At 58.1% G+C, this 15,563-nt stretch carries 12 protein-coding genes and 1 tRNA gene; all 13 read right to left on the reverse strand.

Annotated elements, in window-relative coordinates:
- Window positions 1-80: 80 nt before the first annotated feature.
- Window positions 81-2,228 (reverse strand): elongation factor G, encoded by a 2,148-nt coding sequence (gene fusA / locus BLS27_RS23210; protein WP_043215341.1) that lies wholly within the window; start codon window positions 2,226-2,228, stop codon window positions 81-83.
- 30 nt (window positions 2,229-2,258) lie between these two features.
- Window positions 2,259-2,729, reverse strand: a complete 471-nt coding sequence (rpsG, locus tag BLS27_RS23215; RefSeq protein WP_003246741.1) for a 30S ribosomal protein S7 — start codon at window positions 2,727-2,729, stop codon at window positions 2,259-2,261.
- 105 nt (window positions 2,730-2,834) lie between these two features.
- Window positions 2,835-3,206 carry a 30S ribosomal protein S12 gene (rpsL, locus tag BLS27_RS23220; protein ID WP_003257088.1) on the reverse strand — a complete coding sequence of 124 codons (372 nt, stop codon included), beginning with the start codon at window positions 3,204-3,206 and terminating at the stop codon, window positions 2,835-2,837.
- A gap of 210 nt (window positions 3,207-3,416) precedes the next feature.
- Window positions 3,417-7,616 carry a DNA-directed RNA polymerase subunit beta' gene (gene rpoC, locus BLS27_RS23225; protein WP_043215343.1) on the reverse strand — a complete coding sequence of 1,400 codons (4,200 nt, stop codon included), beginning with the start codon at window positions 7,614-7,616 and terminating at the stop codon, window positions 3,417-3,419.
- Window positions 7,617-7,680: 64 nt separating this feature from the next.
- Complete coding sequence (rpoB, locus tag BLS27_RS23230) at window positions 7,681-11,754, reverse strand: DNA-directed RNA polymerase subunit beta (RefSeq protein WP_043215345.1); 4,074 nt, start codon at window positions 11,752-11,754, stop codon at window positions 7,681-7,683.
- Between the two features lie 219 nt (window positions 11,755-11,973).
- Entirely contained in the window at window positions 11,974-12,345 is a 372-nt protein-coding gene (gene rplL, locus BLS27_RS23235) for a 50S ribosomal protein L7/L12 (protein ID WP_043215349.1), read from the reverse strand.
- Window positions 12,346-12,425: 80 nt separating this feature from the next.
- Window positions 12,426-12,926 (reverse strand): 50S ribosomal protein L10, encoded by a 501-nt coding sequence (gene rplJ / locus BLS27_RS23240; RefSeq protein WP_043215352.1) that lies wholly within the window; start codon window positions 12,924-12,926, stop codon window positions 12,426-12,428.
- 200 nt (window positions 12,927-13,126) lie between these two features.
- Window positions 13,127-13,822, reverse strand: a complete 696-nt coding sequence (rplA, locus tag BLS27_RS23245) for a 50S ribosomal protein L1 (RefSeq protein WP_043215354.1) — start codon at window positions 13,820-13,822, stop codon at window positions 13,127-13,129.
- Window positions 13,822-14,253, reverse strand: a complete 432-nt coding sequence (gene rplK, locus BLS27_RS23250) for a 50S ribosomal protein L11 (RefSeq protein ID WP_043215356.1) — start codon at window positions 14,251-14,253, stop codon at window positions 13,822-13,824. The genes rplA and rplK overlap by 1 nt, the downstream gene beginning before the upstream one ends.
- Window positions 14,254-14,372: 119 nt before the next feature.
- Window positions 14,373-14,906 carry a transcription termination/antitermination protein NusG gene (gene nusG, locus BLS27_RS23255; protein WP_011531880.1) on the reverse strand — a complete coding sequence of 178 codons (534 nt, stop codon included), beginning with the start codon at window positions 14,904-14,906 and terminating at the stop codon, window positions 14,373-14,375.
- A 9-nt stretch (window positions 14,907-14,915) separates the two neighbouring features.
- A complete protein-coding gene (gene secE, locus BLS27_RS23260; RefSeq protein WP_043215359.1) occupies window positions 14,916-15,284 on the reverse strand; it encodes a preprotein translocase subunit SecE in 369 nt (122 codons plus the stop codon).
- Window positions 15,285-15,327: 43 nt separating this feature from the next.
- Window positions 15,328-15,403, reverse strand: a tRNA-Trp gene (locus tag BLS27_RS23265).
- Between the two features lie 55 nt (window positions 15,404-15,458).
- The coding region (locus BLS27_RS23270; RefSeq protein WP_081783966.1) for an EF-Tu C-terminal domain-related protein at window positions 15,459-15,563 on the reverse strand (105 nt) is incomplete at its 5' end.

A 15,563-nucleotide genomic window follows, 5' to 3' on the forward strand; every position in this document is an offset into this window, starting at 1 on the left:
GTGCCGACGTTAACGTGGGGAAGGGAACGATCAAATTTTTCTTTAGCCACGACAGTGAACCTCTTGCCTAAAGGGCTGGATTAGCCTTGTTTTTTAACGAGTGCTTCGACGATGTTCGACGGAGCTTCGGAGTACTTGGAGAATTCCATGGAGTAGCTTGCGCGACCCTGAGACATGGAACGGACGTCGGTTGCATAACCGAACATTTCTCCCAGCGGGACTTCTGCACGGATAACCTTGCCGGAGACCGAGTCATCCATACCCTGGATCAGACCACGACGACGGTTCAGGTCACCCATCACGTCACCCATGTAATCCTCAGGGGTTACTACCTCAACCTTCATGATCGGTTCAAGCACAACACCGCCGCCCTTCTGAGCCAGCTGCTTGGTCGCCATGGAGGCCGCGATCTTGAACGCCATCTCGTTGGAGTCGACGTCGTGGTACGAACCGTCGAACACGGTAGCCTTCAGGCCGATCAGAGGATAGCCGGCAACGACGCCGTTCTTCATCTGCTCTTCGATACCCTTCTGGATCGCAGGGATGTATTCCTTCGGAACAACACCGCCAACGACTTCGTTGGTGAAGACCAGGCCTTCAGTGATGTTGCCGTTGGCATCCTGGTCCGGCTCGGAGAAGCGGATCCAGCAATGACCGAACTGACCACGGCCACCGGACTGACGAACGAACTTGCCTTCGATCTCGACACCGGACTTGGTGATCTTCTCGCGGTAAGAAACCTGCGGCTTGCCGATGTTGGCTTCAACGTTGAATTCACGCTTCATGCGGTCAACGATGATGTCCAGGTGCAGCTCACCCATACCGGAGATGATGGTCTGACCAGTCTCTTCGTCGGTCTTGACGCGGAACGACGGGTCTTCCTGAGCCAGCTTGCCCAGAGCGATACCCATCTTCTCCTGATCCTGCTTGGTCTTCGGCTCAACGGAGAGCGAGATTACAGGCTCAGGGAAGTCCATGCGCTCAAGGATGATTGGCTTGTCGGCGTCGCACAGGGTTTCACCAGTGGTAACGTCTTTCATGCCGATCAGGGCCGCGATGTCGCCAGCGCGAACTTCCTTGATCTCTTCACGCTGGTTGGCGTGCATCTGCACCATACGACCAACGCGCTCTTTCTTGCCTTTGACCGAGTTGATGACCGAGTCACCAGAGGTCAGAACGCCCGAGTAGACGCGAACGAAGGTCAGGGTACCAACGAACGGGTCGGTAGCGATCTTGAACGCCAGAGCCGAGAACGGCTCGTTGTCGTCGGCATGACGCTCGTCCTGCTGCTCTTCGGTGATCTCTTCCTTCGGCGTATCAGCCAGATCAGGGTGGATACCCTTGATCGCAGGAATCTCGGTCGGAGCAGGCAGGAAGTCGATCACGGCATCGAGAACCAGGGGAACGCCCTTGTTCTTGAACGAGGAGCCGCAGACGGCAGGAACGATTTCGCTCGCCAGAGTACGGGCGCGCAGACCGGCCTTGATCTCTTCGACAGACAGGTCACCTTCTTCAAGGTACTTGTTCATCAGCTCTTCGTTGGCTTCAGCAGCGGACTCGACCATATTGGCGCGCCACTCTTCAGCCAGCTCCAGCATATCGGCAGGAATTTCTTCCTCGCGATAGGTGGTGCCCTTGTCGTCATCGTTCCAGTAGATGGCCTTCATCTTGATCAGGTCAACCTGACCCTGGAAGTTGTCTTCCGAACCGATAGCCAGCTGGATTGGAACCGGGGTGTGACCCAGACGGTTCTTGATCTGGCCGACAACGCGCAGGAAGTTGGCACCAGCACGGTCCATCTTGTTCACGTAAACAACACGTGGAACGCCGTATTTGTTGGCCTGACGCCATACGGTTTCGGACTGCGGCTCAACGCCAGAGGTACCGCAGAATACGACGACCGCGCCGTCGAGTACGCGCAGCGAACGCTCAACTTCAATGGTGAAGTCAACGTGGCCGGGGGTATCGATGACGTTTACGCGGTAGTTGTCGTACTGACCACGGGAGCCTTTCCAGAAGGTGGTAACGGCAGCGGAGGTAATGGTGATACCGCGCTCCTGCTCCTGCACCATCCAGTCGGTGGTCGCGGCGCCATCATGCACCTCGCCCATCTTGTGGCTCAGACCTGTGTAGAACAGGATCCGCTCGGTAGTGGTAGTCTTGCCCGCGTCAACGTGCGCGCAGATACCGATGTTACGGTAGCGGTTAATTGCTGTAGTACGAGCCATAAAGCCCTCGCAAAAAGATTGATGCTTGAATTAGAAGCGGTAGTGCGAGAACGCCTTGTTGGCCTCGGCCATACGGTGCACGTCTTCACGCTTCTTGACTGCAGCACCCTTGCCTTCAGCAGCATCCAGCAGTTCACCGGCCAGGCGCAGAGCCATGGACTTCTCGCCACGCTTGCGGGCGTAGTCTACGAGCCAGCGCATTGCCAGAGCATTACGACGGGACGGACGAACTTCAACCGGAACCTGGTAAGTGGCACCGCCTACACGGCGGGACTTTACTTCGACCAGCGGAGCGATGGCGTCGAGAGCTTTCTCGAAGATTTCCAGGGGGTCGCTGTTCTTGCGTGCTTTGACGGTATCCAGGGCACCGTAAACGATGCGCTCGGCTACGGCCTTCTTGCCGCTTTCCATCACGTGGTTCATGAACTTGGCGAGAATCTGGGATCCGTACTTCGGATCGTCCAGGATCTCACGTTTTGCTGCTACACGACGTCTTGGCATGATAAGCCCTCAAACGGTCTTCAGGTTAGCCCGGGACGCGGGTCTTCGACCCCTGCCCGACCTTACTCTTATCGACTCAAAAAATGGATGTCTGCAAACGGCCGATTACTTCGGACGCTTGGTACCGTACTTCGAACGACCCTGGTTACGGCCTTTAACGCCCGAAGTATCCAGAGAGCCGCGAACGGTGTGGTAACGAACACCTGGCAAGTCTTTTACACGGCCGCCACGGATCAGAACGACGCTGTGCTCTTGCAGGTTGTGGCCTTCACCACCGATGTACGAGGAAACCTCGAAACCGTTGGTCAGACGCACACGGCATACTTTACGCAGTGCCGAGTTAGGTTTTTTCGGCGTGGTGGTGTACACACGGGTGCACACGCCACGACGCTGCGGGCAGTTCTGCAGCGCAGGTACGTCGGATTTCTCGACGGTACGCTTACGCGGCTGACGTACCAGCTGGTTGATAGTTGCCATCTACTAGCTCCACTGATTGTCTTGCGACGCTATTGTCTTGCAAGAAAGCCAAAAATTGGCGAGACGGAGCCTCACCAAATTTAAGGGTACAAAAGTCTAAAGAGGATCTTGCACCCAGTCAAGACGAGGCCCCGGCCCTCCCCGCCCGGTCATCGGCAACAATTCATGTCGCCAATGACGTGGAGGATGAACCGGGGCCTAGCCCTGTTCTTAGTTACCGCTGGAGTTCAGCGCTTCGGTCAGTGCGGCTTCCACCTCACTGGCACTTACACGCAGCGGCTTGTCGGCATCACGGCGGCGCTTGCGCTCGCTGTGGTAGGCCAGACCGGTACCTGCCGGGATCAGACGACCCACGACCACGTTCTCTTTCAGGCCGCGCAGGTAGTCGCGCTTGCCGGTGACGGCCGCTTCGGTCAGGACGCGCGTGGTTTCCTGGAAGGAAGCCGCGGAAATGAACGACTCGGTCGACAGCGAGGCCTTGGTGATACCCAGCAGTACACGCGAGAACTTCGAGACGAACTTATCTTCGGCGGCGAGACGCTCGTTCTCGACCAGCACCTGAGTCAGTTCCATCTGGTCGCCCTTGATGAAGCTGGAATCGCCGGATTCGGTGATCTCAACTTTACGCAGCATCTGACGCAGGATGGTCTCGATGTGCTTGTCGTTGATCTTCACGCCCTGCAGGCGGTAAACATCCTGAATCTCGTTGACGATGTACTTGGCCAGCGCGCTTACACCCAGCAGACGCAGGATGTCGTGCGGATCGCTCGGACCGTCGGAGATAACTTCGCCGCGGTTTACCTGTTCGCCTTCGAAGACGTTCAAGTGGCGCCACTTCGGAATCAGCTCTTCGTACGGCTCGCTGCCATCGGTCGGCGTGATGACCAAGCGACGCTTGCCCTTGGTTTCCTTACCGAACGCGATGGTGCCGCTGACTTCAGCCAAGATCGAGGCTTCTTTCGGACGACGCGCTTCGAACAGATCGGCAACGCGCGGCAGACCACCGGTGATATCTCGGGTCTTGGACGTTTCTTGCGGAATACGCGCGATAACGTCACCTACACCGATCTGTGCACCGTCAGCCACACCGACGAGGGCGTTGGCCGGCAGGAAGTACTGGGCTGGAACGTCGGTACCCGGCAGGTACAGATCCTTGCCAGCAGCGTCGACCATCTTGATCGCTGGACGGATTTCCTTGCCTGCGGCAGGGCGATCCTTGACGTCCATCACTTCGATGTTGGTCAGGCCGGTCAGCTCGTCGGTCTGACGCTTGATGGTGATGCCTTCCTCCATGCCCACGAAGGTCACGGTACCTTTGAGTTCGGTAACGATCGGGTGGGTGTGCGGGTCCCACTTGGCGACGATGGCGCCAGCTTCGACCTTCTCACCTTCCTTGACCGAAATCACCGCACCGTAAGGCAGCTTGTAGCGCTCACGCTCGCGACCGAATTCGTCGGCGATGGCCAGCTCGCCGGAACGCGAAACGGCAACCAGGTTGCCATCGGCACGCTCGACCTGCTTGAGGTTGTGCAGACGAACCATACCGCCGTTCTTCACCTGGACGCTGTCGGCAGCCGAGGTACGGCTTGCAGCACCACCGATGTGGAACGTACGCATGGTCAGCTGGGTACCCGGCTCACCGATCGACTGGGCAGCGATAACGCCGACAGCTTCACCGATGTTCACCTGGTGACCACGAGCCAGGTCACGACCGTAGCACTTGGCGCAGATGCCGTAGCGGGTTTCGCAGCTGATCGGGGAACGCACGACCACTTCGTCGATGCTGTTCAGCTCGATGAACTCGACCCACTTCTCGTCGACCAGGGTACCGGCCGGAACGATGACGTCCTCGGTGCCTGGCTTGAACACGTCACGGGCGATGACACGACCCAGTACACGCTCACCCAGCGGCTCTACAACGTCACCGCCTTCGATGTGCGGGGTCATCAGCAGACCCTGATCAGTGCCGCAGTCGATTTCGGTCACGACCAGATCCTGTGCCACGTCAACCAGACGACGGGTCAGGTAACCGGAGTTCGCGGTCTTCAATGCGGTATCCGCCAGACCTTTACGAGCACCGTGGGTCGAGATGAAGTACTGCAGTACGCTCAGACCTTCACGGAAGTTCGCGGTGATCGGCGTCTCGATGATGGAGCCGTCCGGCTTGGCCATCAGGCCACGCATACCGGCCAGCTGACGGATCTGGGCAGCGGAACCCCGCGCACCGGAGTCAGCCATCATGTACATCGAGTTGAAGGACTCTTGCTCGACTTCGTTGCCATCACGATCGATGACCTTCTCTTTCGAGAGGTTGGCCATCATCGCCTTGGACACTTCGTCGTTCGCCTTGGACCACAAGTCGATGACCTTGTTGTACTTCTCGCCCTGGGTTACCAGGCCGGAGGCGTACTGGCTCTCGATTTCCTTCACTTCATCGGTAGCGGTACCGATGATGCGCGCCTTCTCATCTGGGATAACGAAGTCGTTAACACCGATGGAAACGCCGGAAATGGTCGAGTAGGCAAAACCGGTGTACATCAGCTGGTCGGCAAAGATGACGGTTTCCTTCAGACCCACCACGCGATAGCACTGGTTGATCAGCTTGGAAATCGCCTTTTTCTTCATCGACTGGTTGACGACGTCGAACGGCAGACCGGCTGGCACTACCTGGAACAACAGCGCACGGCCGACGGTAGTGTCGACGATACGGGTGTTCTTGACGATGCTGCCGTCGCGCTCTTTCACGGTCTCGTTGATACGGACCTTGATCTTGGCGTGCAGCGCAGCTTCGCCGGCGCGGAATACGCGGTCGACTTCCTGCAGGTCGGCGAACACACGACCTTCACCTTTGGCGTTGATGGCTTCACGGGTCATGTAGTACAGACCCAGAACCACGTCCTGGGACGGCACGATGATCGGCTCACCGTTGGCAGGCGACAGGATGTTGTTGGTCGACATCATCAGCGCGCGCGCTTCCAGCTGGGCTTCCAGCGTCAGCGGCACGTGAACGGCCATCTGGTCACCGTCGAAGTCGGCGTTGTACGCAGCACACACCAGCGGGTGCAGCTGAATAGCCTTGCCTTCGATCAGCACCGGCTCGAACGCCTGGATACCCAGACGGTGAAGGGTCGGTGCACGGTTGAGCAGTACGGGGTGTTCGCGGATCACCTCGGCGAGGACGTCCCACACCTCCGGCAGCTCGCGCTCGACCATCTTCTTGGCAGCTTTGATGGTGGTCGCCAGACCGCGCATTTCCAGCTTGCCGAAAATGAACGGCTTGAAGAGCTCCAGCGCCATCTTCTTCGGCAGACCGCACTGGTGCAGGCGCAGGGTCGGACCTACGGTAATTACGGAACGACCGGAGTAGTCCACGCGCTTACCGAGCAGGTTCTGACGGAAGCGACCTTGCTTACCTTTGATCATGTCAGCCAGGGACTTCAGCGGACGCTTGTTCGAGCCAGTGATGGCGCGACCGCGGCGGCCGTTGTCCAGCAGGGCGTCGACCGCTTCCTGCAGCATGCGCTTTTCGTTGCGCACGATAATGTCCGGCGCCGACAGATCGAGCAGGCGCTTCAGACGGTTGTTACGGTTGATCACCCGGCGGTACAGGTCGTTCAGGTCGGAAGTCGCGAAGCGACCGCCATCGAGCGGAACCAGCGGACGCAGATCCGGCGGCAGAACCGGCAGAACGGTCAGGACCATCCACTCAGGCAGGTTGCCCGAGCCCTGGAAAGCTTCCATCAGCTTCAGGCGCTTGGACAGCTTCTTGATCTTGGTTTCCGAGTTGGTCTGCGGAATCTCTTCGCGCAGGCGACCAATTTCGTGCTCCAGGTCGATAGCGTGCAGCAGCTCGCGAACAGCCTCGGCACCCATACGGGCGTCGAAGTCGTCACCGAACTCTTCCAGTGCTTCGAAGTACTGCTCATCGTTGAGCAGCTGACCCTTCTCGAGGGTGGTCATGCCCGGATCGATAACGACGTAGCTCTCGAAATAGAGCACGCGCTCGATGTCACGCAGGGTCATGTCCATCAGCAGGCCGATACGGGACGGCAGCGACTTCAGGAACCAGATGTGGGCAACCGGCGAGGCCAGCTCGATGTGCGCCATGCGCTCACGACGAACCTTGGCCAGAGCGACTTCAACGCCGCACTTCTCGCAGATGACGCCGCGATGCTTGAGGCGCTTGTACTTTCCGCACAGGCACTCGTAATCCTTGACTGGGCCAAAGATCTTGGCGCAGAACAGGCCGTCACGCTCAGGTTTGAACGTACGGTAGTTGATGGTTTCCGGCTTCTTAACTTCACCGAACGACCACGAACGGATCATTTCAGGCGACGCCAGACCGATGCGGATGGCGTCGAACTCTTCGACTTGACCCTGGTTTTTCAGCAAATTCAGTAGGTCTTTCAAGGCCTTTCCTCCTGGCGGAGCAGGAAGCGGGCAATACCTGCCCCGCTCCCCTTCGCGTCACGTGTTATTCGGTTTCCAGATCGATATCGATACCGAGCGAACGGATCTCTTTGATCAACACGTTGAAGGACTCGGGCATGCCCGGCTCCATACGGTGATCGCCATCCACGATGTTCTTGTACATCTTGGTACGGCCGTTCACGTCGTCCGACTTCACTGTGAGCATTTCTTGCAGGGTGTATGCCGCGCCGTATGCTTCCAGCGCCCACACTTCCATCTCCCCGAAACGCTGACCACCGAACTGCGCCTTACCACCCAGCGGCTGCTGGGTAACCAGGCTGTACGAACCAGTGGAACGCGCGTGCATCTTGTCGTCCACCAAGTGGTTCAGCTTGAGCATGTACATGTAACCAACGGTCACAGGACGCTCGAACTTGTTGCCGGTACGGCCATCGAACAGGACCATCTGGCCGCTCTCAGGCATGTCGGCCAGCTTCAGCATGGCCTTGATTTCACGCTCCTTGGCACCGTCGAAGACCGGCGTAGCCATCGGCACGCCTTTCTTCAGGTTGTTGGCCAGAGCGATGATCTCTTCGTCCGAGAACTCGTCCAGGTTTTCCTGACGACCACCGATCTCGTTGTAGACCTCGGTCAGGAAGCTGCGCAGCTCAGCGGCTTTGCGCTGCTCTTCGAGCATGCGATCGATCTTCTCGCCCAGGCCCTTGGCCGCGAGGCCCAGGTGGGTTTCAAGGATCTGACCGACGTTCATACGCGAAGGTACACCCAGCGGGTTCAGAACGACGTCGACTGGAGTACCGTTGGCGTCGTGCGGCATGTCTTCGACCGGCATGATCACGGAGACCACACCCTTGTTACCGTGACGGCCTGCCATCTTGTCGCCCGGCTGGATGCGGCGACGGATAGCCAGGTAGACCTTGACGATCTTCAGCACGCCCGGTGCCAGGTCATCGCCCTGCTGCAGCTTGCGCTTCTTGTCTTCGAACTTGTCGTCCAGCAGACGACGGCGATCGACGATGTACTGCTGAGCCTTTTCCAACTGCTCGTTCAGAGCATCTTCGGCCATGCGCAGCTTGAACCACTGGCCGTGCTCCAGACCGTTCAGTACGTCGTCAGTGATCACGGTGCCTTTCTTCAGGCCCGCGCCACCATCGACCACCTGGCCGTTCAGGGCTGCACGCAGACGCTCGAAGGTCGCGCCCTCGACGATGCGGAACTCTTCGTTAAGGTCCTTGCGGATCTCGTCCAGCTGCATCTTCTCGATGGCCAGGGCGCGGCTGTCGCGCTCAACGCCGTCACGGGTGAAGACCTGGACGTCGATGACAGTACCTTTGGTGCCGGTCGGCACGCGCAGGGAGGTGTCTTTTACGTCGCTGGCCTTCTCACCGAAGATCGCACGCAGCAGCTTTTCTTCTGGAGTCAGCTGGGTCTCGCCTTTCGGAGTGACCTTACCGACCAGAATGTCGCCAGCGCCGACTTCAGCACCCACATAGACGATACCGGCTTCGTCCAGCTTGTTCAGCGCAGCCTCACCCACGTTCGGGATGTCCGCAGTGATTTCCTCTGGGCCAAGCTTGGTGTCACGCGCCACACAGGTCAGTTCCTGGATGTGGATAGTGGTGAAGCGGTCTTCCTGAACCACACGCTCGGACAGGCAGATGGAGTCTTCGAAGTTGAAGCCGTTCCACGCCATGAACGCGATGCGCATGTTCTGACCCAACGCCAGCTCACCCATGTCGGTGGACGGGCCGTCGGCCATGATGTCGCCACGCGCGACCACATCACCTTTGCTCACCAGCGGACGCTGGTTGATGCAGGTGTTCTGGTTCGAACGGGTGTACTTGGTCAGGTTGTAGATATCCACACCTGCTTCGCCGGTTTCTACTTCGTCATCGGCTACACGCACGACGATACGGCTGGCGTCGACCGAGTCGATCACACCACCGCGACGAGCAACGACGCAGACGCCGGAGTCACGAGCAACGTTGCGCTCCATGCCGGTACCTACCAGCGGCTTGTCGGCGCGCAGGGTCGGAACAGCCTGACGCTGCATGTTCGAACCCATCAATGCACGGTTGGCGTCGTCGTGCTCGAGGAACGGAATCAGCGAGGCAGCGACGGAAACAACCTGCTTCGGCGAAACGTCCATCAGGGTGACGTCTTCCGGCGCCTTGACGGTGAATTCGTTCAGGTGACGTACGGCGACCAGCTCATCGACCAGTTGCTTCTGCTCGTTCATCGCAGCGGAAGCCTGGGCGATCACGTGATCGGCCTCTTCGATGGCAGACAGGAACACGATTTCGTCGGTGACCACGCCTTCTTTCACCACGCGGTACGGGCTTTCCAGGAAGCCGTACTGATTGGTGCGGGCATAGGCCGCCAGGGAGTTGATCAGACCGATGTTCGGACCTTCAGGGGTCTCGATCGGGCACACACGGCCGTAGTGAGTCGGGTGTACGTCACGGACTTCGAAGCCTGCACGCTCACGGGTCAGACCACCTGGGCCGAGCGCGGAGACACGGCGCTTGTGGGTGATCTCGGAGAGTGGGTTGTTCTGGTCCATGAACTGCGAGAGCTGGCTGGAACCGAAGAACTCCTTCACCGCCGCCGCGACCGGCTTGGCGTTGATCAGGTCCTGCGGCATCAAGCCTTCGCTTTCCGCCATCGACAGACGTTCCTTGACCGCGCGCTCGACGCGCACCAGGCCGACACGGAACTGGTTCTCGGCCATCTCGCCAACGCAACGGACACGACGGTTACCCAGGTGGTCGATGTCGTCAACGATGCCTTTGCCGTTACGGATATCGACCAAGGTCTTGAGGACGTCGACGATATCTTCCTTGCTCAGCACGCCCGAACCTTCGATCTCGGTACGACCGATACGGCGGTTGAACTTCATGCGGCCAACAGCGGACAGATCGTAACGCTCGGCGCTGAAGAACAGGTTGTTGAACAGGGTCTCGGCGGCATCCTTGGTTGGCGGCTCACCTGGACGCATCATGCGGTAGATTTCCACCAAGGCTTCCAGCTGGTTGCTGGTGGTGTCGATCTTCAGAGTATCCGAGATGAACGGACCACAATCGATGTCGTTGGTGTACAGCGTCTCGATGCGTACAACCTGAGCCTTGGCGACCTTGATCAGCAGCTCAGTGGTCAGCTCGGTGTTGCATTCGGCAAGGATCTCGCCGGTGGCCGGATGCACGATGGCCTTGGCAGTGGTGCGGCCCAGGACGTACTCCATTGGAACGTCCAACTGCTTGACGCCGGCTTTTTCGAGCTGGTTGATATGGCGCGCGGTGATACGACGGCCTTGCTCAACGATGATCTTTCCGCTGCCGTCATGGATATCCATGACCGCGACTTCACCACGCAGACGCTGAGGCACCAGTTCCAGGCTGAGTTTTTCGCCGGAAACGTGGAACACGTTGGTGGTGTAGAAGGTGTTGAGGATTTCTTCGGTGCTGTAGCCCAGCGCTCGCAGCAGTACCGAGGCCGGCAGCTTGCGGCGACGGTCGATACGAACGAACACGCAGTCCTTCGGATCGAACTCGAAGTCCAGCCAGGAACCGCGGTAAGGAATGATACGGGCGGAGTACAGCAGTTTGCCGGAGCTGTGGGTCTTGCCACGATCGTGGTCGAAGAACACACCTGGCGAACGGTGCAGCTGGGAAACGATTACACGCTCGGTACCGTTGATAACGAAGGTACCGTTCTCAGTCATCAGGGGGATTTCACCCATGTAGACTTCTTGCTCTTTGATGTCCTTGATCGCTTTGTTCGACGATTCCTTGTCGAAGATGATCAGGCGCACCTTCACACGCAGCGGAACAGCGAATGTCACACCGCGCAGGACACATTCCTTCACATCGAAAGCCGGCTCGCCCAGGCGATAGCCGACGTACTCCAGGGCAGCATTGCCGGAGTAGCTGATGATCGGGAATACCGATTTGAAGGCCGCGTGCAGGCCGACGTCGCGGAACTGATCCTTGGATGCTCCCGCCTGCAGGAATTCGCGATACGAATCCAGCTGGATGGCCAGGAGGTAAGGCACATCCATGACGTCCGGCAACTTGCTAAAGTCCTTGCGGATACGTTTTTTCTCAGTGTATGAGTAAGCCATCAGCGTTCCCCAGCTTGGTCACCTGCTTGTTTGGCTCCTTCCGAGCGGAAGCAGCCAGAAAATCTGCAAACCCCATGGTTTGCACACCCTCTTGGGTGTTTTACAGCTCGTTATCGGGGCCGACCTGATCGGCCACCAATAACGGAAAAAGGCCGGTGGCATAAGCCACCAGCCGTCAGCCTTTCGCTCAACGCTTGGGCTGGAGTCGCAAAGTCGAAATTACTTCAGCTCGACTTTAGCGCCTGCTTCTTCCAGCTTCTTCTTCGCGTCTTCAGCGGCTTCTTTCGAAACGCCTTCAGCGATGACAGCAGGAGCGCCGTCTACTTTCTCTTTGGCTTCTTTCAGGCCCAGACCGGTCAGTTCACGAACTGCCTTGATCACGTTGACCTTCTTGTCGCCAGCTTCGGCCAGAACGACGTTGAACTCGGTCTGCTCTTCAGCAGCGGCAGCAGCGCCACCAGCAGGGGCAGCAGCAACGGCGGCAGCAGCGGTAACGCCGAAGGTTTCTTCCATCGCTTTGATCAGTTCAACAATTTCCAGAACGGTTTTCTGGCCGATCGCTTCGATGATTTGCTCGTTAGTCAGAGACATGACTATGAATTCCTGTATTGGGGTGACAGCCTACGCGGCCATCAAATTAAACGTTTGATTTCGAAATAAGCTACGCGGCCTTAGGCAGCAGCAGCTTCTTTCTGGTCGCGCAGAGCAGCCAGGGTACGAGCCAGCTTGCTGGTTGCACCTTGGATTACGCTCATCAGCTGTGCGATAGCCTCGTCGCGAGTTGGCAGAGTTGCCAGCACGTCGATCTGGTTAGCGGCAAGGAACTTGCCGTCGAACGCAGCTGCCTTGATCTCGAACTTGTCCTGACCCTTGGCGAACTCTTTGAACAGACGAGCAGCAGCGCCCGGATGTTCATTGGAGAAGGCGATCAGGGTCGGGCCTTTGAACGCGTCGTTGAGGATCGAGTACTCGGTGCCTTCAACAGCGCGCTTGAGCAGGGTGTTACGTACGACACGTACGTAAACGCCAGCTTCGCGGGCCTCTTTACGGAGTCCGGTCATTGCGCCTACAGTCACACCACGGGCATCAGCCACGACAGCGGACAGAGCGACTTTGGCAGCCTCGTTGACTTCAGCGACGATGGCCTTCTTGTCTTCGAGTTTAATTGCCACGGGTTTACTCCTGGTTTCTACCGTTTCATCCAGCCGAGGCCGGATGTCGTTTTGGTGTCTGATTCGGTAACGAATCGGGAGCACCATCTGCGTAGGCTTGTGGTTTAAGGCTTGCGCCGCCTACGGTCTTGGATAGCCCCCGCCAGGCAGGGACCCCAATTTTCAGCAGCCGGTGCGGACAGGGCCGCACCGGCCGAGCATTACACGTTCAGCGAGCTCTGATCGATGATCAGACCTGGGCCCATGGTGGTGCTCAGGGTGACGCGCTTGACGTAGATACCTTTCGAGGAAGCCGGCTTGATACGCTTCAGATCGGCGATCAGGGCTTCAACGTTTTCCTTCAGCTTGCCAGCTTCGAAGCCGACCTTGCCAACGGAGGTGTGGATGATACCGTTCTTGTCGGTACGGTAGCGAACCTGACCGGCCTTGGCGTTCTTGACGGCGCCGGCTACGTCTGGAGTTACAGTACCCACTTTCGGGTTCGGCATCAGGCCGCGAGGACCCAGGACCTGACCCAGCTGACCTACAACACGCATGGCATCAGGCGATGCGATTACGACGTCATAGTTCAGGTCGCCGCCTTTCATTTCGGCAGCCAGATCGTCCATACCTACGCGGTCAGCGCCGGCAGCCAGAGCAGCTTCAGCAGCTGGGCCCTGGGTGAAGACGGCAACGCGAACGGTCTTGCCAGTGCCATGCGGCAGCACGGTAGCGCTGCGAACGACCTGGTCGGATTTACGCGGGTCAACACCGAGGTTGACGGCGATGTCATAGGACTCGACGAATTTGGCGGCCGGCAGCGAAGCCAGCAGAGTCGCGGCCTCTTCGAAGTTGTAGGCCTTGCCTGCTTCGATTTTCTCGGCGATAGCCTTTTGGCGCTTAGTCAGCTTAGCCATTACACACCCTCCACGTTCAGGCCCATGCTGCGGGCAGAGCCGGCGATGGTGCGCACAGCTGCATCCAGGTCAGCGGCAGTCAGATCAGCCTGCTTGGTCTTGGCGATCTCTTCCAGCTGAGCCCGGGTAACGGTACCAACCTTGACGGTGTTCGGGCGAGCCGAACCACTGCTCAGGCCAGCAGCTTTCTTCAGCAGAACCGAGGCAGGAGTGCTCTTGGTTTCGAAGGTGAAGCTACGGTCACTGTAGACAGTGATGATCACTGGAGTCGGCAGACCTGGCTCTTGACCCTGTGTACGGGCGTTGAAGGCCTTGCAGAATTCCATGATGTTAACACCGTGTTGACCCAGTGCTGGACCAACGGGTGGGCTTGGGTTGGCCTGGCCGGCCTTAACTTGCAGCTTGATGTAAGCCTGAATCTTCTTAGCCATGAGCTACTCCAAAATCGGGTACGAACGCCAGATGGCTCCCCGTATGACTTGCGTTTTATCCCAGTGACGACAAAACCCCGCAGCACATAGGGCTGCGGGGTATGGGATGCGTCGTTCGCCTAGACCTTCTCGACCTGGCTGAACTCGAGCTCTACCGGAGTAGAGCGACCGAAAATGAGCACTGCAACCTGCAGCCTGCTCTTTTCGTAGTTAACTTCTTCGACACTGCCATTGAAGTCAGCAAACGGACCATCAATGACTCGAACCACTTCACCCGGCTCGAACAGCGTCTTGGGCTTAGGCTTGTCACTACCATCGGCAACGCGACGCAGGATAGCTTCAGCTTCTTTATCGGTGATCGGCGCAGGCTTGTCTGCGGTACCACCAATGAAACCCATGACACGAGGGGTGTCCTTGACGAGGTGCCAAGTCCCTTCGTTCATTTCCATCTGGACCAGCACATAGCCAGGGAAGAATTTGCGCTCGCTCTTGCGCTTCTGGCCATTGCGCATTTCAACAACTTCTTCGGTCGGGACCAGGATCTCGCCGAACTCGTCTTCCATGCCAGCCAGCTTGACGCGCTCGATCAGGGAGCGCATCACATGCTTCTCGTAACCCGAGTAAGCATGCACGACGTACCAACGCTTAGCCACGGGACACCCTTAGCCAACAATCAAGGAGACCGCCCAGCCGAGCAGGGAATCGAGACCCCACAGCAGCAACGCCATAACCAACACGACAACCACAACAATGAGCGTGGTCTGAGTGGTTTCCTGGCGGGTCGGCCACACGACTTTACGAATCTCGGTACGAGCTTCCTTCGCCAGCGCAAAGAACGACTTACCCTTCGCAGTCTGCAAGGCGACAAAGCCCGCAACGGCAGCCAGAGCAAGAAGCGCAAGGACGCGATACAGGATTGGAGCTGCGGAGTAATACTGATTACCCACAACACCAACGACTACCAATACAACAACAGCCAGCCACTTGAACAGATCAAAACGCGATTCTTGGGCTTCAGTTTTGGGAGTCATCGAGGAGGATCCTGTGAGAAGAAAGCCATCACACCGAGGTGAATGGCAGGTCAGGAGGGAATCGAACCCCCAACCTACGGTTTTGGAGACCGTCGCTCTGCCAATTGAGCTACTGACCTTTAACGCTGTATCAGGCCGGCCATTATGCCGGCCTGATCATGAGAAATCAACTACTTATTCAATAATTTTTGCTACGACGCCGGCGCCGACGGTACGACCGCCTTCACGGATAGCGAAGCGCAGACCGTCTTCCATTGCGATGGTCTTGATCAGGGTAAC

The organism is Pseudomonas guariconensis (assembly GCF_900102675.1).
In the GTDB taxonomy this organism is placed as follows: Bacteria; Pseudomonadota; Gammaproteobacteria; order Pseudomonadales; family Pseudomonadaceae; genus Aquipseudomonas; species Aquipseudomonas guariconensis.